The organism is Curtobacterium sp. MCSS17_006 (genome assembly GCF_003234215.1).
In the GTDB taxonomy this organism is placed as follows: Bacteria; Actinomycetota; Actinomycetes; order Actinomycetales; family Microbacteriaceae; genus Curtobacterium; species Curtobacterium flaccumfaciens.
The window spans coordinates 15,281-37,605 of the sequence record NZ_QKSO01000011.1; the positions used below are offsets into that span (position 1 = coordinate 15,281).

Below are 22,325 nucleotides of genomic sequence, written 5' to 3' on the forward strand. Positions count from 1 at the left end.
CCACCTTTCCGACGATCAGGGCGTGCCGATGACCTTACACAAAACCGCCGGAATGCTCTTGCGCGACGTGCGCCCCGTGTCGTAGCGTCCACCGCAGAAACCGTTTTCCGGATGGCCAACTCCATGCGGACGGTGCCAGTCACATCGCAAGGAGGCGACATGACCACCACGCTCGCGACCGATCGCGGCGCGCACACCGCGACCCCGGTCCTCCCGACCGCCGACGCCCGCCTGACGCTCCGGCCGCTGCCGACCGGCGACGCCCGGATCACCGGCGGCTTCTGGGCGCTCCGCCAGGAGCGCAACGGCCGCGACGCCGTCCGCAGCGGCTACCAGCAGCTGGAGACGGCCGGCAACTTCCGCAACCTCCGCATCGCCGCGGGACTCGAGGAGGGCGAGGCCGTCGGCCCGATCTTCATGGACTCGGACGTGACGAAGTGGCTCGAGGCCGTGGCGTGGGAGTACGGCCGCGCCCCCGCCGAGGACCTGCTCGACCTGCAGCGCGAGGTCACCACCCTGTACGCCCGGGCACAGGCCGACGACGGGTACCTGGACTCCGTGCAGCAGGTCCGTGGGAAGGGTGAGCGGTACACGGACCTCAAGTGGAGCCACGAGATGTATTGCGCCGGGCACCTGTACCAGGCGGCCGTGGCCCAGCACCGTGCGACGGGCGACACCGGTCTGCTCGACGTCGCGATCAAGAACGCCGACCACCTGGTCCGCACGTTCGGCGACGGCACCGCGCCGGACGGCACGCCGAAGACGCGCGACGTCGACGGCCACCCCGTCGTCGAGATGGGTCTGGTCGAGCTGTACCGCGAGACCGGCAACCGTGCCTACCTCGACCTGGCGCACTGGTTCGTCGACGCCCGCGGGCACGGGATCATCGAGCGCGCCGGCGGCGAGCCGACGTACTTCTCCGACCGGGTGCCGAGCCGGAAGGCCACGACCGTCGAGGGGCACGCCGTCCGCGCCGTGTACCTGGCTGCGGGTGCCGTGGACGTCGCGATCGAGACCGGGGACACCGAGCTCCTCGCCGCGAGCGAGACGCAGTTCGCGGACATGATGGCGACGAAGGCCTTCATCACCGGCGGCCTCGGGGCGCGCTGGGACTGGGAGGCGTTCGGCGACCCGTACGAGCTGCCGACCGACCGCGGCTACGCCGAGACCTGCGCGGCCATCGGCGGGGTGCAGTGGGCCTGGCGGCTGCTGCTCGCCACCGGCAAGCCGGTCTACGCCGACGCGATCGAGCGTCTGCTGTACAACGCGTTCCTCGCCGGGGTGAGCCTGGCCGGCACCGAGTACTTCTACGTGAACCCGCTGCAGCAGCGCGACCACGCCCACCAGGACGAGAACCGCTCCCCCGCCCACGGGCGCCGCGGATGGTTCGACTGCGCCTGCTGCCCGCCGAACATCATGCGCACCTTCGCGAGCCTCGACGGCTACCTGGCGACCGCGACCGACGGCGGCCTGCAGGTCCACCAGTACGCCACCGCCGACCTCGGTCCGGTGCGGGTCGAGACCGACTACCCGCACGAGGGCCGCGTCCGCGTCACGGTCACCGAGGACGGCCCGCTCGCCCTGGGCCTGCGGATCCCGGCCTGGTCGGACACCACGACGGTCACGGGTCCGGACGGGTCCGCGAACCCCACGGCGGGGACGCTGCACGTCGTCGACCGCGAGTGGTCGGCGGGCGACACGGTCGAGCTCGTCTTCGACACGACGCCGCACCCCTACGTCGCGGACGCCCGCATCGACGCCGCCCGCGGGCAGGTCGCGATCGAGCGCGGCCCGCTGGTGTACGCGGTCGAGCAGGCGGACCAGCAGGGCTTCACGGTCGACGACCTGACGGTCGACGCGGACGCGCCGATCACCGAGGAGCGCCGCGACGACCTGCTCGACGGCGTCGTCACGCTGCGGATCCCGGGGCACGCCCCGGCCGAGCACGTGCAGCCGGCCTGGCCGTACCAGCGGCTGGACGGGCCGGGAGGCGCGACCACGGCCCGCGACGCGACCAGCGTCGACGACGTGGCCGGTCCGCAGGGCGCCACCACGGGCCTCCAAGCCGGTCGCGACGTCACCGCGATCGCCGTCCCGTACTACGCGTGGGCCAACCGGGGAGCCGCGCCGATGCGCGTCTGGCTCCCGCTGGCGCGGTGACCGGCGTGGACCGCCGAGCGTTCCTCGTCGGCGGCGTCGCCGGCGGGGCAGCCCTCGCCCTGGCCGGGTGCTCCGGCACCCTGCCGAAGGTCGTCGCGAAGCCCGCGAGCTTCGGGAAGAACGCGACCGGCACCGTGCAGGTGTGGTGCCGGTCGGCGACCCAGGCCGGCCTGACGTCGGCCGTCGCCGGGTTCAACAAGGCGAACCCGGCGCTGCAGGTCCAGCTGACGCCCGTGCCGGACGCGCAGTACGTGACCAAGCTCGCAACCGCGATCCGCGGGGGTGAGCCGCCGGACGTCGTCGACATCGACGACATCAACTCGCAGCTGTTCATCTTCCGCGAGGCGTTCGCCGACCTGACCGACGTCGTCAAGAGCCTGGACTACTTCGACGCGATCTCGCCGGGCCACCTGCGCCTGCTCGAGTACCGCGACCGCTACTACGGCCTGCCCTACCTGGCCGACAACTCGCAGCTGTTCGTGAACACCGAGCTGTTCGAGCGAGCGGGCCTCGACGTCGAGGAGTCGACGAAGGACCTGTCCACGCTGCTCGACGCGGCGAAGGCCATCCGGAAGCTCGACGACGACGTGTACGGCTGGTCGATCTCCGGCAACGCCGCCGGCATCATCGGCTTCGTCACGCAGCCGCACGTCTGGGCGACCGGGGTCGACATGATGACCGGCGAGGTGGGCTCCCAGCGGGCGAACATCACCGGCAACGAGGCCCTCGAACGCATGCTCGAGTTCTACCGGCAGCTGTGGAAGGACGGCGTGCTGTCGAAGGCGACGTACTCCGACGCCGGCACCACGTGGGGTGCCGACTTCCGGGCCGGCAAGGTGGGGATCTTCCCGACCTCGTACGGAGCGACCGTGCCCGCGGCCACCAAGGCGATGCGGGCGAAGATGCAGACGGTGCTCATCCCGTCGTGGGACGGCCAGCGGTCGTTCTTCGACGGCGGCGACAACATGTGCATCCCGAACGGGGCGGCGAACCCGTCCGGTGGGTGGGCGTTCATGCAGTACGCGAACGGCCTCCAGCAGCAGCAGGCGCTGCCGGACGGCGGGTACTTCCCGACGCGGTCCGACGCCGCCACCCCGGAGTACCGCAAGCGGTTCCCGCTGGCGTACGGGCCGCTCGACGCCATCGACAAGGGCTACGCACCGCAGACGCTGGCGTACAACCTGCTCAACAACCAGCCGTCGTCGCCGTACTTCGCGATGTTCCGCGAGGCCGTGTTCGGGTCGGGGAGCGCTGCCGCCATGCGGACGGCGCAGTCCGACTACCAGCGGATCCTCGACCAGGTGCAGGCCTGAGCCGGCCTGCCTGTCTTCTCCGCTCGTCTCGCTCGTCTCGCTCGTCTCGCTCTTGTTGATGCACAGAGAGGTGCACGCATGTCGACCATCTCCACCCGGCGCCCCGCCGGCCGGACCGGCCCCGGTCGCCCCACCGTGGGCCGCGGCCCGGGGCGCGGCGGCTCCGTCCGGACCCGCAACTCGCTCACCCACCCGCCGCGCACCGGTGCCGTCCTCGTCGCCCCGGCGATCCTGTTCGTCGCCGTCTTCGTGCTCGTCCCGCTCGTGTTCGCGCTCTACATCTCGTTCACGAACTGGCCCCTGATCGGCCCGTACCGGTTCATCGGGCTGCAGAACTACCTGACGCTGTTCCAGGACCCGACGTTCGTGCACGCGATCGGCTACACGCTGCTGTACACGGCGATCGTGACCCTGCCGATCCTGGCGCTCGGGTACTTCCTCGCCGTGCTCGTCCGCGCACGTCGCCGTGGCAGCACGATCCTGCGGACGGTGTTCTTCCTGCCGTACGTGGTCGGGCTGACGACGCTCTCGTTCATGCTCGTGCTCGAGGCGCAGCCGAACTCCGGGGCCGTCAACATGGTGCTCCGCTGGCTCGGGATCACGGACGGCAGCACCGCGTGGCTCGTGAACGGCCCGCTGGCGACGCTGCTCATCTGCGTGCTCGTGGTCTGGGCGGTGTCGGGCTTGACGATGGTGCTGCTCATGTCGGCGATGCAGGGCGTCCCCGACGAGGTCTACGAGTCCGCGCAGCTCGAAGGGGCGTCCTGGTGGCAGACCGAACGCCTCATCACGTTCCCGATGATCCGCTCGACCGTCGCGCTGAGCGTCATCATCTCGGTGATCGGGTCGCTGCTGGCCTTCAACCAGTTCTACATCCTGACCCAGGGCGGGCCGGGCACCGAGACCACCACCATCGTGAACGCGATCTACAACCGCGGGTTCGTGAACCTGCAGCTCGGGGCCGCGACCGCCCAGTCGATCGCCCTCGTCGTGGTGATCGCCGCCGTGACGGTGTTCCAGTTCTGGGCACTGCGAGAGAAGGACTGACGCCATGAGCACCACGACCTCCCGTGCGGCCCTCGCGGCGCCGGACCTGTCCACCAGGACCCTGACCACCACGGGTGACGGCCGACGTCGGCGCCACCAGCAGGGCAGCGTCCAGCATCCCCGTGACACCACCGTGAAGCGCACCCTGTACGCCATCGCTGGCATCGGTTCCGCGCTCGTGTTCGGCGTCCCGCTCATCTGGTCGATCCTGCGGGCGTTCCAGTCCGAGGCCGTCATCACGCAGGCCCCCGACCCGGCGACGTTCTTCCAGCTCGGGTGGCAGAACTTCGCCGCCGTGTTCGCCTCGTCGTCGCACCTGCTCACCGGCGTCGTGAACTCGCTCATCGTGTCGATCGCCACGGCGGTGCTGACCGCGGTGATCGCGACCATGGCGGGCTACGGGTTCGCGCGCTTCCGGTTCCGGGGCGCCGGGCTCGTGTTCGGCCTGGTGCTGCTGACGATGATGGTGCCGTTCCAGGCCATCCTCACGCCGCTGTACCTCGAGATGAACGCCATGGGGCTGACGAACTCGCTGCTCGGGCTCGTGCTGTTCTACACGACGGTGAACCTGCCGTTCGGGGTGTTCGTGATGCGCAACGCGTTCGAGTCGATCCCCACCGAGCTCGAGGACTCGGCCTTCGTCGACGGGGCCTCGCGCTTCCGGGTCGTCGTGTCGGTGCTCCGCCCGCTGCTCCTGCCCGGGGCGGCGACCGCGGCGCTCTACGCGTTCCTGGCGTCGTGGACGGAGTTCCTCGGAGCCCTGACGTTCCTGACGAAGGACTCGCTGTACACGCTGCCGGTCGCGCTGCTCAACCTGCAGACCGGGGCGTACGGGCAGGTGTCGTACGGCAACCTCGTCGCCGGGTCGGTGGTGGCGATGATCCCGTGCATCGCGCTGTACGTCGGGTTGCAGAGGTTCTACGTCGCCGGGCTGTCGTCCGGGGCGTTGAAGGGCTGACGGTCGGGTCAGCTCGCCGGCGGCGCCCCTCGCACCGTGCGAGGGGTGCCGCCGGTGTGGTGCGAGGTTGCGTACTCCGTGCGGGGCGCAGGGGCTCGCACCGAGTACGGAACCTCGCACCACACTGATCGCGCGGTGCCAGACCTCGCACGGTGCGAGGGAGCGCGCGGCACCGGGGCTCGCACGGTGCGAGGGGGCGCTACGTGCTGCGCCGCACCACCAGCTCGGGCGCGAGCAGCGTCTCATCGCGGGGCTCTCCCTCGACCAGGGCCCGCACGGTGTCGAGCACCCGCTCCCCCATCGCCCGGAAGTCCTGCCGCACGGTGGTCAGCGGCGGCGTGAAGTGCGCGGCCTCGGGGACGTCGTCGAACCCCACGACCGCGATGTCGTCGGGGACCCGCAGCCCCTCGTCGGCGAAGGCGTGCAGCACCCCGAGCGCCATCTGGTCGTTGCCCGCGAAGACGGCGTCGACCGTCCCCACGTCGATGTGCCGGGCGGCCGCGAAGCCGCTCGCCGGGGTCCAGTCGCCCTCGAGCACGACGGGTTCGAGCCCGGCGTCCTGCATGATCCGCACGTAGGTGGCGCGGCGCACCTCGGACTCCTGCGACACGTGCGGTCCGGCGATGTGCACGATCCGGCGGTGTCCGCGGTCGAACAGGTGCTGCATGACGAGCGAGGTGCCGGCCGCCTGGTCGATGGCGACGGCGGCGACGCTCGGCGCGACCGGGGTCCGGACGGCGTCGCGCTGCACGGCGTTCGACACCACGACGGGCACCGTGACCGGCACGGTGAGCGACGCGAGGGCGTCGAGCACCCGGTTGTCGGCGGCGACGAGCACGATCGCGGCGACGTCCTGCGCGAGCAGCGTGGTGAGCGCCCCGGACAGGTCGGACGGCCGCGGTTCCTCGGGCAGGGTCGACAGCAGCACGTGGTACCCGGCGGAGCGGGCAGCCCGTTCGAAGCCGATCGAGGTGCTCGACGGGCCGTACAGCGCGTCGCCGGCGGTGATGATGCCGAGCGCCTTGCTCCGCCCACCGGCGAGCGCCCGGGCGGCGGCGCGGGGCCGGTACCCGAGCTCGGTGACGGCGTCGGTGACCTGCGTCCGGAACTGCTCGCGGACGGTTGGGTCGCCGTTGATCACGCGGGAGACGGTCTGGTGGGACACGCCGGCGCGTTCGGCGACGTCGAAGATCGTCGGGGCCTTCCGGCGCTTGCCGCCCCTGCCCTCGGGGGCGGTCGTGGTGCTCACGCGCCAACCGTACCGCTCGGTCCGGTCGCCGCGGCAAGATCACGAAACGGCGGTGTTGAGTTGACACCCCGTCACGGAACCCACAAGATGTGAGCGCTCACACGAGCGCATCCCACGGGGCACAGCAGCCCCGGCACCCGACCGCGTCGAGGACGACGCGAAGGAACAGAGGTACTTCGATGATGAAGCGCAGGATCATCGCGGGCGTCGCAGCCGTCGGCATCGCGATCTCGCTGGCCGCTTGCTCGGCCGGCGGCCGTGCGTCCACCGATGGTGGCGGCAGCGGCGACAACAAGGGCGCCCTCGTCGGCGTCGCCATGCCCACCAAGGTCTCCGAGCGGTGGATCAAGGACGGCAACGCCGTCAAGAGCGACCTCGAGAAGGCCGGCTACAAGGTCGACCTCGAGTACGGCGACAACAAGGTCCAGCAGCAGGCCCAGCAGGTCAGCAACATGATCACCAAGGGCGCGAAGGTCCTGATCATCGCGTCGATCGACGGTGGCGCGCTCTCCGACCAGCTCGACGCCGCCGCCAAGGCCGGCATCAAGGTGATCTCGTACGACCGCCTGCTGACGGGCAACAAGAACGTCGACTACTACGTGTCCTTCGACAACGAGAAGGTCGGCGTCGACCAGGCGAACAGCCTGCTCACCGGCCTGGGCGTGCTCGACGCGGACGGCAAGAAGACCGGCGAGAAGGGCCCCTTCAACATCGAGGTCTTCGCCGGCTCGCTCGACGACAACAACGCCGGGTTCTTCTTCAACGGCGCCATGAAGACGCTCAAGCCGTACCTCGAGGACGGCACGCTGAAGATCCAGTCCGGCCAGGACGAGCTGTCCCAGGCCGCGACGCAGCAGTGGGACCCGGCCACGGCCAAGGCCCGCATGCAGAACCTGATCGCCAAGTCCTACTCCGGCGGCACCACGCTCGACGGCGTGCTCTCGCCGTACGACGGCATCTCGATCGGCATCATCTCGGCGCTCCAGGGCGCCGGGTACGGCACGAGCGACCGTCCGCTCCCGACGGTCACGGGCCAGGACGCCGAGGCCGCCTCGGTCAAGTCGATCATCACCGGCCAGCAGTACTCGACGATCTACAAGGACACGCGCAAGCTCGCCAAGCAGTCCGTCACCATGGCCGAGGACCTGCTCACCGGCAAGGACCCCGAGGTCAACGACACGAAGAGCTACGACAACAAGGTCAAGGTCGTCCCGACCTTCCTGTTCCAGCCGACGGTCGTCACGAAGGACAACTACAAGGAAGTCCTCGTGGACTCCGGGTACTACACCGAAGCCGACCTGAAGTAGTCAGGCCCATCTCACGGACCGGAGGCGCGGTGCCAGCCCGCACCGCGCCTCCAGTCCGTCTCCACCAGCGCGCGCACGCGCGCACGACGGAAAGGCGTCCACATGGCGGACACCATCCTCGAGATGCGGGACATCACCAAGACGTTCCCCGGCGTCAAGGCCCTGCAGGGCGTCTCGATCGAGGTCGAGCGCGGCCAGGTCCATGCGATCTGCGGCGAGAACGGCGCGGGCAAGTCGACGCTCATGAAGGTGCTGTCGGGTGTCTACCCGGCCGGCTCCTTCGACGGCGAGATCCTGCTCGACGGCGAACCCGTGCGGTTCGCGAACATCAACGACTCCGAGGCTGCGGGCGTCGTCATCATCCACCAGGAGCTGGCGCTCAGCCCCTTCCTGTCGATCGCCGAGAACATCTTCCTCGGCAACGAGCAGTCCAAGGGCGGCTTCATCGACTGGAACAAGACGAACCTGACGGCCGCCGAGCTGCTCAAGCGCGTCGGGCTGAAGGACAACCCCGTCACCAAGGTCGTCGACCTCGGTGTCGGCAAGCAGCAGCTCGTCGAGATCGCGAAGGCGCTCTCGAAGGAGGTGAAGCTCCTCATCCTCGACGAGCCCACCGCCGCGCTGAACGACGACGACTCCGCGCACCTGCTCGAGCTCATCCGCTCGCTGCAGGCCGAGGGCATGACGGCGATCATCATCAGCCACAAGCTCAACGAGATCAAGGCGATCGCGGACAAGGTCACGATCATCCGCGACGGCAAGACCATCGAGACGCTCGACATGCGGGCCGACGACGTGTCCGAGGACCGGATCATCCGCGGGATGGTCGGCCGTGACCTGTCGAACCGGTACCCCGAGCGCGAGAACCCCGTCATCGGCGAGGAACTGCTGCGGATCGAGGACTGGACCGTCCACCACCAGCTCGACTCGTCGCGCGAGATCATCCACCAGGCCAACCTCAACGTCCGCGCCGGCGAGGTCGTCGGCATCGCCGGGCTGATGGGCGCCGGCCGCACGGAGCTCGCGATGAGCGTCTTCGGCCAGTCCTACGGCACCGGCATCAGCGGCACCGTCTACAAGCGCGGCACCCCGATCAAGACCCACACCGTCTCGCAGGCGATCGACAACGGCATCGCCTACGTCACCGAGGACCGCAAGCGCTACGGCCTGAACCTGATCGACGACATCAAGCGGAACATCTCCGGGTCGGCCCTCGGCAAGCTCGCCAACTGGGGCTTCGTGAACTCCTCGGAGGAGACCACCGTCGCGACCCAGTTCCTCAAGAGCCTCAACATCAAGGCGCCGAACGTGGACGTCGTGACCGGGAAGCTCTCCGGCGGGAACCAGCAGAAGGTCGTCCTGTCGAAGTGGATGTACGCCGACCCCGACGTGCTCATCCTCGACGAGCCCACCCGCGGCATCGACGTCGGCGCGAAGTACGAGATCTACACGATCATCAACCAGCTCGCCGACCAGGGGAAGGCGGTCATCGTGATCTCCTCCGAGCTCCCCGAACTGCTCGGCATCTGCGACCGCATCTACACCCTCTCCGAGGGCACCATCACGGCCGACGTCCCGCGCGCCGAGGCGACGCCCGAGGTCCTCATGCAGTACATGACCCAGGAACGGGAGACCCCTGTCAATGAACGCGCTTAAGTCCGCCGTCGGCTACCTCACCGGGCAGCTCCGACAGATCGGCCTGTTCATCGCGCTGATCGTCATCGTCATCTTCTTCCAGGTGACCACGAACGGCATCACGCTGGCCCCGATCAACGTCTCGAACCTGATCGTCCAGAACAGCTACATCCTCATCCTGGCCATCGGCATGGTGATGGTCATCATCGCCGGACACATCGACCTGTCGGTCGGCTCGGTGGTCGCCTTCACCGGTGCCATGGCCGGCGTGATGATCACGCAGTGGAACATCCCGTGGCCGATCGCGGTCGTGCTCTGCCTGGTGGTCGGTGCGCTCGTCGGCGCCTGGCAGGGCTTCTGGATCGCGTACTTCGGGATCCCGGCGTTCATCGTGACGCTGGCGGGGATGCTCGCCTTCCGCGGCGCAGCGCAGATCGTCCTGCAGAACCAGCAGATCTCGCCGTTCCCCGCCGGCTTCCGCTCGCTCGGCTCCGGCTTCCTGCCCTCCTTCGGCACCACCGGGTACGAGCCGCTCACGATGATCCTCGGCTTCGCCGCCGCGGCCGTCATGGTGATCGCCGCGTTCCGCGGTCGCATCACGCGTCGCAAGTACCAGCTCGAGAGCGAGCCGTTCGCCTGGTTCATCGTGAAGACGGCCTTCGGCGCCGTGCTCGTGATCTACGTGGCGCTGCTGCTCGCCAGCTACAACGGCACCCCGATCGTGCTCGTCGTGCTCGGCGCCCTCGTGGTGATCTACTCGGTCGTCATGCGGAGCGCGGTGTTCGGCCGCCACATCTACGCGATCGGTGGCAACGCCCTGGCCGCGCAGCTGTCGGGTGTGAAGACGAAGCGCGTCACGTTCCTGCTCTTCGTCAACATGGGTGTCATCTCGGCCCTGGCGGGTGTGGTCTTCACCGGCCAGCTCAACCTGGCGGCGCCGGGCGCGGGCAACGGCTTCGAGCTCGACGCGATCGCCGCCGTGTTCATCGGTGGCGCGGCCGTCACCGGTGGCATCGGCACCGTGCCGGGAGCCATCGTCGGCGGTCTGATCATCGGCCTGCTGAACAACGGCATGTCGATCCTCGGTGTCGGCACCGAGTTCCAGTCCCTGATCAAGGGCCTGGTGCTGCTCGCCGCCGTCGCGTTCGACGTGTTCAACAAGCGCCGGGCGGCGTCCGCGCGCAAGTAGCGCTCGCGTGCGTGCGCGTGCGCGCGTGCGCGCGTGTGCGTGCGCGTGTTCGCTTGGTGAGCAGAAACGGTCGGGTCCTCGATGGGGACCCGACCGTTTCTGCTCACGAACGCGACAGGACGGCCCAACCCCCGGCCGGGAGGCGCAGGGTCCCGTCCCCGAGATCGGCCCCGCCCGCCTCGACCTGCGTCGCGTCGGCCACGGGCACCTCGACGGGGTCGTCCGACAGGTTCAGGGCGGTCACCACGGCGGCGTCCGCCGTCGCGGTCCGCAGCACCACGGCGGTGTTGGTCAGGTGCACGACGTCGGTGTGTGCGCGGTGCAGCCACGGGTTCCGGCGGCGCAGGGCGATGAGCGCCTCGTGCGCGTGGGTCAGGTCCGTCGGCTCCGGCACCTCGGCCGGGAACTCCGGGCGGACCGCGTCGTCGCCGCCCTCACGTTCCTCCTTCACCCCGGTCCAGCCGTACTCGTCGCCGGCGTAGACCACCGGGGTCCCCGCCACCGTGAACAGCACCGCGGCGGCGTGCCCGGCGAACCGCTCCCCCACCGCGCTCGCGATCCGGGTGACGTCGTGGTTGCCGACGAACGTGGTCGGGGCGAAGGTGGCCAGCAGCGCGTCGTGCCGCTCGATGGCGTGCGCGAGCTCGTGGCCGTTGCGGTCCTCGATGCCGTGCCAGATCCCCTGCCACAGCTCGTACTGGGTCAGCGAGTCCATCGTCGAGTCGCGTGCGATCGCCGCCGCGTCGCCGTGGATCACCTCGCCGCTGAACCAGGCGTCCGGGAACCGCTCCCGCACCCGCGGCAGCACCCGCGCCCAGAACGCCGGCGGCACCGCGTACGCCGCGTCGAGCCGCCAACCGTCGACGCCGCGGGCCAGCCAGTGCGTCATCACCTCCACCACGAGGTCCTCGGTGGCACGGCTGTCGTGGTCGAGCGCGACGAGGATGTCGTGGCCCTCGAACAGTCCGACGGGCACGGACTGCCCCGGCTGCCACCCGGACCAGTCGATGGCGAACAGGTCGGCGGTGGGCGCCTCCGGGCCCTGGTCCGACAACGCACGGAACGCCGGGTGCTCACGGCCGACGTGGTTGAACACCCCGTCCAGCAGCACCCGCACGCCCCGCTCGTGCGCCGCGGCGACCAGGGCGTCGAAGTCGGCATCGTCGCCCAGGCGCGGGTCGATGCGGAAGTGGTCGACCGTGTCGTACCCGTGGGTCGAGCTCGCGAACACCGGGCCGAGCAACAGGCCGTTCAGACCGAGGTCGACGACGTGGTCGAGCCAGCCGATCAGGCGGTCGAGGCGGTGTTCGAGCGGACGCTCCCCCACCGGTGACGCGGGGCGGACCTCGGCGCCGACGAAGCCGAGCGGGTAGACGTGCCACCACATCACGTGCTGGACCCAGGCCGGCTCGGACGGAGGGGCGGGGACGGTGTCGGGGTTCACCGCTCCGATGCTGCCAGGCGCACCTGGACCATGTGCGTGGTCGCTGTGGACCGCCCTGCCTGTCAGGACGAGGATGGGGCCATGGGACGGGCGATCAGGACGGAAGCCGATGCGTCGGCATCGGAGTCGGCACACGCCGAACGGACCTGTGCCTCGTGCGGGCGACGGATGCCGTCCTCGGCGGCACCGGAGGCGAAGTGGTGCTCCGGAGCCTGCCGTCGACACGGCCTCGACGACACCGACCGGGCCCTCGAGCAGCGCATCGACGAACTGCTCGCGGCACGGGCACGGACCTCGAGCATCTGCCCGTCCGAGGTTGCACGATCACTCGACCCGGACGACTGGCGGCCGCTGATGGAGCCCGCGCGTCGAGCCGCCCGGCGCATGGTCGCGCGCGGCGAGGTCGAGATCACCCAGGGCGGGTCCGTCGTCGACCCGTCGACCGCCAAGGGCCCGATCCGCATCCGCCGTCCGCGGTGATCCCGGGTCGCGGCGCGCCTGTTTCAGGTGCGCTCGTGAACCGTGCGGATGAGCCGTTCGAGCGCGGTCACCAGCGCCCGTGTCTTCTCCTGGGTCACACGCGACGTCGAGTACTGGAAGTTCGTCTTCTCATCGGTCAGGCGCTTGAAGTGCAGGCCGGGTCGGGTGTCCGGTGCGCAGGCCGTGTCGAGCAGCCGACGAGCGGCGGCGTGGTCGTCGCCGAGGTGGTGGTGGCCGAGGATCGCACCGCAGATCGCGTCCGACGCCGCGATCCCGCCGAGCACAGCGTTCGCACCGGCGGCCTTCCAGTCCGCGTGACTCGTGGACTCGACGGAGAGGAGCGCGACCTCGAGGTAGGCCTGCGCTTCGTCTCGGCACATCGCGACTGCGGCCCTGTCGACGGCGCGCACGCGGGTGCCCATCAGATGTACGTCCTGATCTCCTCGCCGAAGACTGTTCGGGCTTCTTCTCGCCACGACCCGACGAGCGGGTCTCCCTCGGCCACGAACCGACGGAGATCAGCGCGGGTCACGTCGAACACCTGGCACTCGTTGCCGGTCCACCGCCGGACGAGGTCACCGAGGCGGACGACGACGTCGGTGTCGACGGTCTGCTCGAAGACGACGAGGAGGTCCAGGTCGGACGCCGGCGTCGCGGTGCCCCGGGCGACTGACCCGAAGATCGAGACCGAGAGGACCCCGGCCTCCGCCGACTCGACGTAGGCGCCGATCCGACGTTCGAGTTCGTCGCCTGCTTCGAGGCCGAGTTCCACCGCTGGCCAGAGCAGGTGTTCCCGGTTGACCCGGTAGGCGGAGTGCTGGAGACCACGCTCGACCTGCACGAGCCCTGCTGCCTCGAGCTTGTCGAGCGCGCGTTTGATGCCGGTGTGCTGCGCAGCGCCCGCGACCCGCGCCACCTGGCGTCCGGTCAAGCCGGAATCGGTCCGGGCGAGGACGCGGAGCGCGTCGGCCTGCGTGGCCCCCAGCAGTGTGGCGAGTGGTTTCACGAGTTGCATGTTGATGCCTCCGCAAGAAGTGTACCGATCAGCGGTACATGTGGTGCGTTTTTGTGCACACTCAGCGCGCGACGGGACGCGGTGAGGGAACACGTGTCGTCCAACGTCGGTTGCACCGAAGGATGACTGCAACCGGATCGACCGAACAGACCTCTGCCCGCCGCGAAGCCCTGGTCGTCGGAGCCAGTGGCATCACCGGTTCCGCCCTGGTGCGCCACCTGCTCGACCTGGGCTGGGACGTGACGGCGCTCTCCCGCCGACCGCTCGCTGAACAGGGCGTCCGGACCGTCGCGGCCGACCTGCGCGACCCCGAGAGCCTGGCGGCCGCACTCGGCGACGAGCACCCGACCCACGTCTTCTTCACCGCCTGGCAGCGGCAGGACACCGAGGCGGAGAACATCCGCGTCAACGGCGGCATGGTCCGCGACCTGCTCGCGGCGCTGTCGCACGCTCCGCTCGAGCACGTCGCCCTGGTCACCGGCCTGAAGCACTACCTCGGCCCGTTCGAGGCGTACGCCGCGGGCGAGATGCCCGACACCCCCTTCCACGAGGAGGAACCGCGCCTCGACACCCCGAACTTCTACTACGCGCAAGAGGACGAGCTCTTCGCCGCAGCCGAGCGCCAGGGGTTCACCTGGTCCGTGCACCGCTCGCACACCGTGATCGGGCACGCGGTCGGCAACGCCATGAACATGGGTCTCACACTCGCCGTGCAGGCCACGCTGGCGAAGGAACTCGACCTGGACTTCGTGTTCCCGGGCAGCGAGGCACAGTGGAACGGCCTGACCGACATGACCGACGCCGGCATCCTCGCCGAGCACATGGTGTGGGCCTCGACGTCACCCGAGGGTGCGGACGAGCCGTTCAACATCGTCAACGGTGACGTCTTCCGGTGGCGCTGGATGTGGCCGCGCCTGGCCGCGCACCTCGGTGTCGACCCCGCGCGCGTCGTGGGCTACGAGGACGCTCCGCGACCGCTCGAGGAGCAGATGGCGCCGTACGAGTCCGAGTGGGCCGGCATCGCCGAGCGCCACGGTCTCGCCGAGGCAGACATCACCCGGCTCGCCTCGTGGTGGCACACCGACGCCGACCTCGGTCGTGCGATGGAGGTCGTCACCGACATGGGGAAGAGCCGCGACGCCGGGTTCACGGCGTTCCGCCGGACCGAGCAGGCCTTCGCGGACCTGTTCGCCCGGTACCGGGCCGACCGCCTCATCCCCTGATCCGTCGGGGGCCGGTCAGAAGGCGTACCGGATCCGGCAGGACGGCAGGTGCTCGGCCACGAGTTCGCGGAAGCGCTCGACGAGCTGCCCCTTCATGCCGGACCGGTAGCGCACGTTCACGGCACCGTTCTGGGACACCTTCTGCTCCTGCAGGTCCGGACGCCACAGCAGGTCCTCGGCCTTGGGGTGCCACCCGAGGTTGACCTCGTGCAGGGGCTGGTTGTGGGTCAGGAAGATCACCTCGGCCGCGAGCTGCGCCTTGGCGGCCAGGGACAGCACGTCGTCGACCTGCCGGAACAGCTCGGCCCAGTCCGACTCCCACGTCGGCGTGAGGATGACCGGCGAGAAGTTCAGGTGGACCTCGTACCCGGCGTCGACGAAGTCGTTCACCGCGGCGATGCGCTCGGCGATCGGGCTCGTACGGATGTCGGTGACCTTCGCGGTCTCGTGCGGCATCAGCGAGAAACGGATCCGGGTCCGACCCATCGGGTCCCAGTCGAGCAGGTCGCGGTTGACGTACTTCGTGGCGAACGAGGCCTTGGCCGTCGGGGTCATCCGGAACAGGTCGCAGAGGTCGCGGACGTTGTCGCTGATCATCGCGTCGACCGAGCAGTCACTGTTCTCGCCGATGTCGTAGACCCAGGACTCCGGGTCGCACTGGTTCGGTTCGGTCTTCGGCCCCTGCTTGGCGATGTTCCGAGCCACGTGCTTGGTGATCTGATCGATGTTCGCGAACACCGTCACCGGGTTGCTGTAGCCCTTGCGCCGCGGTACGTAGCAGTAGGCGCACGCCATCGCGCAGCCGTTCGCGGTGGACGGTGCGATGAAGTCGGCGGAGCGACCGTTCGGCCGGGTCACCAGCGACTTCTTCACACCGAGCACGAGCGCCTCGGTCTTGATCCGCACCCAGCGCTGGACGTTCCGTTCGTCGCCGTGCACCTCGGGGATGTTCCAGTGCGACTCGACCGGGACGATCTCGGCGTCAGGCCAGCGCCCGACGACCTCCTGCCCGCGCTGGAGTTCGAGCGCGGCCGGCTCGGCGTAGATGCGTCGGACGTCGAGCATCGGGCGGACGCGTTCGTGGCTCATCGGCTCCTGTCTACCCGGCACCACCGACGGTGCAGACTCGGACCATGACCGCCGAACCCGACGACCACTTCTTCGTCGTGGACGGCCGACGCTGGCGCCGCACCGACCCCGCCCTGCCCGAGGAGCTCGCCGCCGCACTCCGCTCCCACCTGGGGCGCGGGCGCAACGCCGTGAAGACCGCGAAGCGCGCGGGCGACGACGAGGCCCTGGCGGCGGCGCGACACCGGAACGGCCTGGCCAAGCACGGCCTGGGCGAACGCGGCCCCGAGTGGTGGTCCCGCCCCGAGGCCGACCGGATCGCCGATGCCGAGCGCGCCCTCGCCGACCTGGACGCTCTGCCGTGACGACGATCCGTCCACCGCGCCTGGATCGCATCCTGAACCGCATCGTGTTCGGCCCGGTGATGATCGGGACCGGAGTCGCACTCGCGGGCGCGGCCTTCGTACCGGGAGCATCGGCGCGGGTGTTCGTCTTCATCCTCGGTGTCGCCTTCATCGCCGGCGGGACCTGGGCCACGGCCAGGCTCCGACGCGTCGCCGTGCACCTGTGCGACGACACCCTCCGGTACTCCGGCTTCTTCGTGTCGTGGACCGCACCGCGTGCGGGGATCACCGCGGTGCTCGACGACGCGTTCGTCGAGTGGCGCGACGATCACGGGGCCGAACACCGACGGCAGATCTGGCTGCTGACCCGGGCACAGGAGGACGACGGCACGAAGTTCGCTCCGCTCTGGCGGTGGCGACGCGAGGCACTCCTCGAAGTTCGAGCGTGGGCGGCGGCTCGCGAGGTCCGAAACGTCCCATGACGCTCGCGATGGAAAGCAGAATCGGGCGTCCCTGGTCGAAACTTTCGACCAGGTACGCCCGATTCGACCAGGGACGCCCGGTTCGACCAGGCCGCCCGACTAGGCCTCGGTGTGACCCAGATCAGGCTCGACGAGCAGGCACGCGGTGCGGGACGCGGCGGCGTGCAGCTCGAGCACGACGAGCTCGTTGCGACCGTGGCGGAGCACCGGCCCCGGGATCGCCAGGGTCTGCTGCGGGCCTCGCGACCAGTACCGACCGAGGCAGAACCCGTTGACCCAGGCGACACCCTTCCGGAACCCGTCGAGCGACAGGTACCGGTCGTCCACGGTGTCCAGGTCGAACGAGCCAGCTGCGAACGTCGGCCCGGCGAGCACGTCGCCGCCGGTCGGAGCGACCTCGGACAGCGCGGTCACGGCGGCCTGTGCGATGGGGTCGAGGGCGAGCGGCGACGCCGTCCACCGGGCCACCGGGACGCCGTCGATCGAGACGCCCCCGATCAGGCCCTTCGGCTCGCCGATGCGGACGCCGTAGTCGACGCGGCCCTGGTCCTCGACGAGGAGCTCGAGCGTGCCGGTCACCGGCGGCAGGGTGATGGCACGGTCGTGGTGCTCACGCTCCAGGACCCCGACGACGACGCCGTCGGCCGACACGATCGCTCGGTCTCGCACCTCGGTGCCGACGGTCAGCACCCCTCCGGCGGGCAGGTCGACCTCGGCGCGGTAGGCGACGAAGCCGCTCGCGGCTCCGAGGGCGTCGAAGGTCGGCGGCTCGTCGTGCGCGGACCACGTCGTGAGCGTGGGCAGCAGGGAACGGAGCGACGCGACGCGGTCCAGACGGACGGCGAGGTCCGTGGCGGGGGTGATCCGGGCCTCCAGGCCGTCGCCGGACGCGACCACGGGACCGAGGCGACCCGATCCACCCGGCTCCATCGCTGCGGGCAGCGGCGGGACGGGCGCGTAGCGCGCGATGACCGCGCGGAAGGCGTGGAACTTCTCCGTCGGCCGACCGGCCTCGTCGAGCGGGGCGTCGTAGTCGTACGACGTCGCGATCGGGCGGTAGACGCCCTTGTCGTTCGCGCCGTTCGTGAAGCCGAAGTTCGTGCCGCCGTGGAACATGTAGATGTTCACCGAGCCGCCGGCGGCGAGCAGGACGTCCAGGTCCTCCGCGCTGGCGGACGCCGGCGTGGTGTGGTGGTGCTCGCCCCAGCTGTCGAACCAGCCGTCCCAGAACTCCGAGCACATCAGGGGCCCGGTGGGCTGTGCCTGCCGCAGGCGCTCGAGGCGGGCGGCGGAGCGTGAGCCGAACGAACCGGTCTTGTGCAGCGAGGGCAGGGAGCCGTCCTCGAGCATCGTGCCCATCGGCTGGTCGACGCTCGTGAAGGGGACGGTCAGCCCGATGTCGCGGTGCATCTGCTCGAGTGCGCGCAGGTACTCGGGGTCGGAGCCGTAGGCGCCGTACTCGTTCTCGACCTGCACCAGGACGATGGGCCCGCCCTGGTCGATCTGCCGCGGGACCAGCACGGGGGCCAGCTGCTGCAGGTACGTCTCGACCGCTGCGAGGAACCCGGGCTCGTTGCGCCGGACGCCCACGGAGCCGTCGGCGAACAACCAGTACGGCAGGCCGCCGTTCGTCCACTCGGCACAGATGTAGGGGCCGGGGCGGACGATGGCGTGCATGCCCTCGGCGGCGACGAGGTCGAGGAAGCGGCCGAGGTCCAGGCCACCCGACAGGTCGAACACCCCGGGCGACGGCGCGTGCGCGTTCCAGGCGACGTAGGTCTCGATGGTGTTGAGGCCCATCAGCTTCGCCTTGCGGATCCGGTCCGCCCACAGGTCGGGGTGCACGCGGAAGTAGTGGATCGCGCCGGACAGGACCCGGTGCGGCTCGCCGTCGAGCAGGAAGTCGGTGTCGCCGATGGCGAAGCGCATGGTGTCATTCTCTCGTTGCCGGCCGGGCCGGGCGTGGAGCCCGGCCGGGCGTGGAGCGGGGCCGTGCGGACGTGTCCGCACGGCCCCGCGGGGATGCTGTCGAACTACTTCGACGAGACCGTGAAGCCCTGGTCCTTGCCGTACTTGGCGAGGGCCTTCTGCCAGGCCTCGAGGCCGGCGTCGAGCGAGGTGCCGTTCTCGTACGCCTGGCCGACGGTGTCGGCGTAGACGCTGTTCGCGTACACCTGGTACGGCAGGTAGGTGAAGTCGTTGTCCGAGGACTTCGACGCGTCGACGAGCACCTTGTTGATCTGCTGGCCGCCGAAGTACTCCGGCTTCTCGTCGAGGAACGCCGACGAGTCGAGGTCAGCGGTGGTCGACGGGAAGCCGCCGGACTCCATGAAGACCTTCGTGGACTCCTTCGAGGAGTTCAGCCACTTGAGGAAGCCCGCGGCGAGGGCCGGGTTCTTCGACTGCTTCATGACGACCTGGGCGCTGCCGCCGTTGTTCGCGGTCTGGGCGGTGCCACCGTCGTAGGTCGGCATCGGGGCGACGCGCCAGTCGCCCGAGGCCTGGGCGACGCCGGACTCCAGGTTGCCGGGCATCCAGGCGCCGGTGATCATCGTGGCGATCTCACCGTTGCCGAGCTGCTTGTACCAGTCGTCGGTCCAGCCGACCGTCTTCGACAGCAGGCCCTGCTCGACGAGCTCGTTCCAGGTGCTCGTCCACTTCTTGGTGCCCTCGTCCTGCAGGTTGATGGTCACCTTGTCACCGTCGGTGGTGAAGGGGGTGCCACCGGCCTGCGCGATCATGCTCGTGGTGAAGCCGGCGTCGCCGGAGTCCGCCGCGATGTAGGCCTTCGGGTCCGCCTCGTGCAGCTTCTTGGCCGCGGTGACGTACTCGTCCCACGTCTTCGGCACGGCGATGTCGTGCTTGTCGAAGACCTTCTTGTTGTAGAACAGCGCCATGGGGCCGGAGTCCTGCGGCAGGCCGTAGACCTTGCCGTCGATCGACACCGAGCTCCAGGTGCTCTTCGCGAAGTCCTTCTCGAGCGAGTCGAACCCGTAGCTCGACAGGTCGAGCAGCGACTCGGACAGGGCGAACTGCGGCAGGGCGTAGTACTCGACCTGGGCGACGTCGGGGGCGCCCGAGCCGGCCTTGATCGTGTTCTGCAGCTTCGTGTACTGGTCGGCACCGGTGCCGGCGTTGACGAGCTTGACCTTCACCTTGGGGTACTGCTTCTCGAATGCGGCGACCTGGGCCTTCGCCGACGGGGTCCACGACCAGTAGGTCAGGGTGCCACCGTCCTGCAGGGCCTTGTCGATGTCGTCGGCCGATCCGCCGGAGCCGGAGCCGCCGGAGGCGCACGCGGCGAGGGCGATCGCGGCGGTGACGCCGATGGCGAGGGCGCTGAGCCCGCGCCGGAGACGCTTGTTCATGGGAGTGCCTTTCACTTCTTCGTGGAGGGGGTGGTGCTGCTGTGTGCCGGACCGGGCGGCGCGTGGCGGGGTCGCCGTGCGCCTGGTGTCCGAGGGGTCAGGCCTTGACCGACCCGGCCGCGAGGCCGGACTGCCAGAAGCGCTGGAGGAAGAGGAACGCGACCACGATCGGGATGATCGTGAGGAGCGATCCCGTGACGACGAGGTTGTAGATCGGCTGCGCGCCCGACCCGGTGGCCTGCGCGTTCCACTGGTTCAGGCCGACCGTCAGCGGGTACCACTTCGGGTCGCTCAGCATGATGAGCGGCAGGAAGTAGTTGTTCCAGGTGGCGACGACCGCGAACAGCAGGACGGTGACGACACCGGGCGCGAGCAGGCGGAGCGCGATGGTGAAGAAGATCCGGAACTCACCGGCGCCGTCCATGCGGGCGGCCTCGAGCAGTTCGGCCGGGATCGCGTCGACCGCGTAGGTCCAGATCAGGTACATGCCGAACGGGCTGATCAGCGAGGGCAGGATGATCGCCCACGGGGTGTTGGTCAGGCCGACCTGCGAGAACAGCAGGAACGTCGGGACCGCCAGGGCCGTACCGGGGACCGCGATGGCCCCGAGGACGACGGCGAAGACCGCGCGGCGACCGGGGAACTGGAACTTCGCCATGCCGTAGCCCGCGACGGTGGCGAGCAGGGTGGCCCCGCCGGCGCCGACGACCACGTAGAGCAGCGTGTTGCCGAACCACTGCAGGAAGATGCCGTCGTTGTACGTCACCGTGTCGACGATGTTCTGCCAGAGGTTGAAGTCCCCGCCGAACCACAGACCGAACGTGGAGAGCAGCGACGCCTGCGTCTTCGTGCTGTTCACGAGCAGGTAGAACAGCGGCGCGAACGAGTACACGACGAAGACCACCATGACCGCGGTCAGCAGGCCGGAACGCTTCGGCTTGCGTCCGCCTTCCGCGGAGCGGAGCCGCCTGGAGGCGCGGATCGAGCGGGTGCGCGGCGCACGTTGCGTCGTGGTCGCCTCGGTCACCGTGGCCGCTGCGGGCCCGGCGGGGTGCTGGATGGTGCTCATCGGTTCTCCTCGCGGGTGCCGCGGACCTGGACGACGTAGGCGATCACCGCGGTGATCACGCCCATCACGATCGCGACCGTGGCGGAGTAGTTGAACTGCTGACCGCTGAAGGACAGCGAGTAGGCGTACATGTTCGGGGTGAAGGCGCTGCCGATGACGTTCGGGGCGAGCGTCTTGAGCAGGTTCGGCTCGTTGAAGAGCTGGAAGCTGCCGATGATCGAGAAGATCGTGGCGATGACCATCGGGCCGCGCAGCGCCGGGAGCTTGATCGAGAAGACCGTGCGCATCGGGCCGGCACCGTCGAGCTCGGCCGCCTCGTACAGCTCACCGGGGACGGTGCGGAGTGCGGCGTAGAAGATCAGCATGTTGTAGCCCAGGAACTCCCACGTGACCACGTTGCCGATCGACGTCAGGACCCAGCTCGGGCTGAACGGCTGCAGCAGGTCGATGCCGAGCGCGTCGTTCGCGGCGCCCGTCAGACCGAACTGGTTGCCGTAGATGAAGCCCCAGATCAGGGCTGCGACGACCCCGGGGACGGCGTAGGGCAGGAACACCGCGATGCGGAAGAAGCTCGTCCCCCACAGTCGGGCGCTGTCCAGAGCGAGGGCGGCGACGAGCGCGAGCCCGAGCATGATCGGCACCTGGACGACCAGGAAGATCGCGACCCGGCCGAACCCGGACCAGAACTTGGCGTCCTGGAAGAGCTGCACGTAGTTGGCGAACCAGACGAACTGGTTGCCGCCGATGAGCTGGTCGCGGAACAGGCTGAGCCAGAGCGCGTAGCCGATCGGCACGATGAGCATCAGGACCAGGACGACGACGAACGGGCCGACGAACAGCCATCCGGTGAACCGTCCCCGCGGCTTGGGGCGGCGGCCGGCCGGGCGCTCGGCGGTGGGGCGCGGTGCTGCCTCACCGGGGCGCGCTGCGAGCGTGCTCATGTGACTCCTTCGTCTGCTGCGTTCGGGTGGTCG

General features: G+C 69.7%; 20 protein-coding genes. 11 read left to right on the forward strand and 9 right to left on the reverse strand.

The genetic code is table 11. The features are described 5' to 3' along the window. Nucleotides 1–159 precede the first annotated feature (159 nt). The 4 genes from DEJ21_RS11610 (at nucleotide 160) to DEJ21_RS11625 (ending at nucleotide 5,478) form a co-directional block, all read left to right on the forward strand. Entirely contained in the window at nucleotides 160–2,160 is a 2,001-nt protein-coding gene (locus tag DEJ21_RS11610) for a glycoside hydrolase family 127 protein (RefSeq protein WP_111224674.1), read from the forward strand. Further along, on the forward strand, nucleotides 2,157–3,473 hold the full coding sequence (locus DEJ21_RS11615) for a sugar ABC transporter substrate-binding protein (RefSeq protein ID WP_258373745.1): 1,317 nt from the start codon (nucleotides 2,157–2,159) through the stop codon (nucleotides 3,471–3,473). The genes DEJ21_RS11610 and DEJ21_RS11615 overlap by 4 nt, the downstream gene beginning before the upstream one ends. A gap of 78 nt (nucleotides 3,474–3,551) precedes the next feature. Continuing rightward, complete coding sequence (locus DEJ21_RS11620; RefSeq protein ID WP_071247863.1) at nucleotides 3,552–4,520, forward strand: carbohydrate ABC transporter permease; 969 nt, start codon at nucleotides 3,552–3,554, stop codon at nucleotides 4,518–4,520. A 4-nt stretch (nucleotides 4,521–4,524) separates the two neighbouring features. Next, complete coding sequence (locus tag DEJ21_RS11625) at nucleotides 4,525–5,478, forward strand: carbohydrate ABC transporter permease (RefSeq protein WP_027466164.1); 954 nt, start codon at nucleotides 4,525–4,527, stop codon at nucleotides 5,476–5,478. A 199-nt stretch (nucleotides 5,479–5,677) separates the two neighbouring features. On the opposite strand, the gene DEJ21_RS11630 is transcribed toward DEJ21_RS11625, so the two are convergent. Continuing rightward, nucleotides 5,678–6,727: a substrate-binding domain-containing protein gene (locus DEJ21_RS11630; protein WP_071404246.1), complete on the reverse strand. Its 1,050-nt coding sequence runs from the start codon at nucleotides 6,725–6,727 to the stop codon at nucleotides 5,678–5,680. A 179-nt stretch (nucleotides 6,728–6,906) separates the two neighbouring features. Between DEJ21_RS11630 and chvE the strand changes: the two genes are divergently transcribed. The 3 genes from chvE to mmsB all read left to right on the forward strand — a co-directional run bounded on the left by chvE (nucleotide 6,907) and on the right by mmsB (nucleotide 10,858). Further along, on the forward strand, nucleotides 6,907–8,034 hold the full coding sequence (gene chvE / locus DEJ21_RS11635; RefSeq protein WP_111224675.1) for a multiple monosaccharide ABC transporter substrate-binding protein: 1,128 nt from the start codon (nucleotides 6,907–6,909) through the stop codon (nucleotides 8,032–8,034). A 102-nt stretch (nucleotides 8,035–8,136) separates the two neighbouring features. Beyond that, complete coding sequence (mmsA, locus tag DEJ21_RS11640; RefSeq protein WP_027466161.1) at nucleotides 8,137–9,690, forward strand: multiple monosaccharide ABC transporter ATP-binding protein; 1,554 nt, start codon at nucleotides 8,137–8,139, stop codon at nucleotides 9,688–9,690. Then, entirely contained in the window at nucleotides 9,677–10,858 is a 1,182-nt protein-coding gene (gene mmsB / locus DEJ21_RS11645) for a multiple monosaccharide ABC transporter permease (protein WP_027466160.1), read from the forward strand. The genes mmsA and mmsB overlap by 14 nt, the downstream gene beginning before the upstream one ends. A 103-nt stretch (nucleotides 10,859–10,961) precedes the next feature. Here mmsB and DEJ21_RS11650 read toward each other — a convergent pair whose 3' ends face one another. Continuing rightward, nucleotides 10,962–12,302 carry an alpha-amylase family protein gene (locus tag DEJ21_RS11650; protein ID WP_258375026.1) on the reverse strand — a complete coding sequence of 447 codons (1,341 nt, stop codon included), beginning with the start codon at nucleotides 12,300–12,302 and terminating at the stop codon, nucleotides 10,962–10,964. An 81-nt stretch (nucleotides 12,303–12,383) separates the two neighbouring features. Between DEJ21_RS11650 and DEJ21_RS11655 the strand changes: the two genes are divergently transcribed. Next, nucleotides 12,384–12,782, forward strand: coding sequence for a DUF3253 domain-containing protein (locus tag DEJ21_RS11655; protein ID WP_017888385.1), 399 nt, complete (start codon nucleotides 12,384–12,386; stop codon nucleotides 12,780–12,782). A 23-nt stretch (nucleotides 12,783–12,805) separates the two neighbouring features. Here DEJ21_RS11655 and DEJ21_RS11660 read toward each other — a convergent pair whose 3' ends face one another. After that, complete coding sequence (locus tag DEJ21_RS11660; RefSeq protein ID WP_181435857.1) at nucleotides 12,806–13,162, reverse strand: hypothetical protein; 357 nt, start codon at nucleotides 13,160–13,162, stop codon at nucleotides 12,806–12,808. Between the two features lie 41 nt (nucleotides 13,163–13,203). Next, nucleotides 13,204–13,797, reverse strand: a complete 594-nt coding sequence (locus DEJ21_RS11665) for a nucleotidyltransferase domain-containing protein (protein WP_111092967.1) — start codon at nucleotides 13,795–13,797, stop codon at nucleotides 13,204–13,206. 122 nt (nucleotides 13,798–13,919) lie between these two features. Between DEJ21_RS11665 and DEJ21_RS11670 the strand changes: the two genes are divergently transcribed. Beyond that, nucleotides 13,920–15,020, forward strand: a complete 1,101-nt coding sequence (locus DEJ21_RS11670; protein ID WP_111224677.1) for an SDR family oxidoreductase — start codon at nucleotides 13,920–13,922, stop codon at nucleotides 15,018–15,020. Between the two features lie 15 nt (nucleotides 15,021–15,035). Here the strand turns inward: DEJ21_RS11670 and DEJ21_RS11675 are convergent, their stop codons facing one another. Further along, nucleotides 15,036–16,109, reverse strand: a complete 1,074-nt coding sequence (locus DEJ21_RS11675; RefSeq protein ID WP_111224678.1) for a spore photoproduct lyase family protein — start codon at nucleotides 16,107–16,109, stop codon at nucleotides 15,036–15,038. 44 nt (nucleotides 16,110–16,153) lie between these two features. On the opposite strand from DEJ21_RS11675, the gene DEJ21_RS11680 reads away from it, so the two are divergent. Both DEJ21_RS11680 and DEJ21_RS11685 read left to right on the forward strand, forming a co-directional pair. Next, a complete protein-coding gene (locus DEJ21_RS11680) occupies nucleotides 16,154–16,453 on the forward strand; it encodes a biopolymer transporter Tol (RefSeq protein ID WP_111224679.1) in 300 nt (99 codons plus the stop codon). After that, nucleotides 16,450–16,914: a hypothetical protein gene (locus DEJ21_RS11685; protein ID WP_111224680.1), complete on the forward strand. Its 465-nt coding sequence runs from the start codon at nucleotides 16,450–16,452 to the stop codon at nucleotides 16,912–16,914. The genes DEJ21_RS11680 and DEJ21_RS11685 overlap by 4 nt, the downstream gene beginning before the upstream one ends. Nucleotides 16,915–17,013: 99 nt before the next feature. On the opposite strand, the gene DEJ21_RS11690 is transcribed toward DEJ21_RS11685, so the two are convergent. From DEJ21_RS11690 to DEJ21_RS11705, 4 genes are all read right to left on the reverse strand, one after another. Beyond that, nucleotides 17,014–18,843: a beta-galactosidase family protein gene (locus tag DEJ21_RS11690; protein ID WP_111224681.1), complete on the reverse strand. Its 1,830-nt coding sequence runs from the start codon at nucleotides 18,841–18,843 to the stop codon at nucleotides 17,014–17,016. A 104-nt stretch (nucleotides 18,844–18,947) separates the two neighbouring features. Then, entirely contained in the window at nucleotides 18,948–20,282 is a 1,335-nt protein-coding gene (locus DEJ21_RS11695) for a sugar ABC transporter substrate-binding protein (protein ID WP_181242986.1), read from the reverse strand. 97 nt (nucleotides 20,283–20,379) lie between these two features. After that, nucleotides 20,380–21,351 (reverse strand): carbohydrate ABC transporter permease, encoded by a 972-nt coding sequence (locus tag DEJ21_RS11700; RefSeq protein WP_220036573.1) that lies wholly within the window; start codon nucleotides 21,349–21,351, stop codon nucleotides 20,380–20,382. After that, nucleotides 21,348–22,292, reverse strand: coding sequence for a carbohydrate ABC transporter permease (locus DEJ21_RS11705; RefSeq protein WP_027466150.1), 945 nt, complete (start codon nucleotides 22,290–22,292; stop codon nucleotides 21,348–21,350). The genes DEJ21_RS11700 and DEJ21_RS11705 overlap by 4 nt, the downstream gene beginning before the upstream one ends. Nucleotides 22,293–22,325 lie beyond the last annotated feature (33 nt).

What these genes read in the sequence shown, in the direction of transcription:
- DEJ21_RS11610 (WP_111224674.1), top strand. Translation starts at nt 160, where the DNA reads ATGACCACCACGCTCGCGACCGATCGCGGCGCGCACACCGCGACCCCG.
- DEJ21_RS11620 (WP_071247863.1), top strand. Translation starts at nt 3,552, where the DNA reads ATGTCGACCATCTCCACCCGGCGCCCCGCCGGCCGGACCGGCCCCGGT.
- DEJ21_RS11625 (WP_027466164.1), top strand. Translation starts at nt 4,525, where the DNA reads ATGAGCACCACGACCTCCCGTGCGGCCCTCGCGGCGCCGGACCTGTCC.
- chvE (WP_111224675.1), top strand. Translation starts at nt 6,907, where the DNA reads ATGATGAAGCGCAGGATCATCGCGGGCGTCGCAGCCGTCGGCATCGCG.
- mmsA (WP_027466161.1), top strand. Translation starts at nt 8,137, where the DNA reads ATGGCGGACACCATCCTCGAGATGCGGGACATCACCAAGACGTTCCCC.
- mmsB (WP_027466160.1), top strand. Translation starts at nt 9,677, where the DNA reads ATGAACGCGCTTAAGTCCGCCGTCGGCTACCTCACCGGGCAGCTCCGA.
- DEJ21_RS11655 (WP_017888385.1), top strand. Translation starts at nt 12,384, where the DNA reads ATGGGACGGGCGATCAGGACGGAAGCCGATGCGTCGGCATCGGAGTCG.
- DEJ21_RS11660 (WP_181435857.1), bottom strand. Translation starts at nt 13,162, where the DNA reads ATGTGCCGAGACGAAGCGCAGGCCTACCTCGAGGTCGCGCTCCTCTCC.
- DEJ21_RS11665 (WP_111092967.1), bottom strand. Translation starts at nt 13,797, where the DNA reads ATGCAACTCGTGAAACCACTCGCCACACTGCTGGGGGCCACGCAGGCC.
- DEJ21_RS11670 (WP_111224677.1), top strand. Translation starts at nt 13,920, where the DNA reads ATGACTGCAACCGGATCGACCGAACAGACCTCTGCCCGCCGCGAAGCC.
- DEJ21_RS11675 (WP_111224678.1), bottom strand. Translation starts at nt 16,109, where the DNA reads ATGAGCCACGAACGCGTCCGCCCGATGCTCGACGTCCGACGCATCTAC.
- DEJ21_RS11680 (WP_111224679.1), top strand. Translation starts at nt 16,154, where the DNA reads ATGACCGCCGAACCCGACGACCACTTCTTCGTCGTGGACGGCCGACGC.
- DEJ21_RS11690 (WP_111224681.1), bottom strand. Translation starts at nt 18,843, where the DNA reads ATGCGCTTCGCCATCGGCGACACCGACTTCCTGCTCGACGGCGAGCCG.
- DEJ21_RS11695 (WP_181242986.1), bottom strand. Translation starts at nt 20,282, where the DNA reads ATGAACAAGCGTCTCCGGCGCGGGCTCAGCGCCCTCGCCATCGGCGTC.
- DEJ21_RS11700 (WP_220036573.1), bottom strand. Translation starts at nt 21,351, where the DNA reads ATGAGCACCATCCAGCACCCCGCCGGGCCCGCAGCGGCCACGGTGACC.
- DEJ21_RS11705 (WP_027466150.1), bottom strand. Translation starts at nt 22,292, where the DNA reads ATGAGCACGCTCGCAGCGCGCCCCGGTGAGGCAGCACCGCGCCCCACC.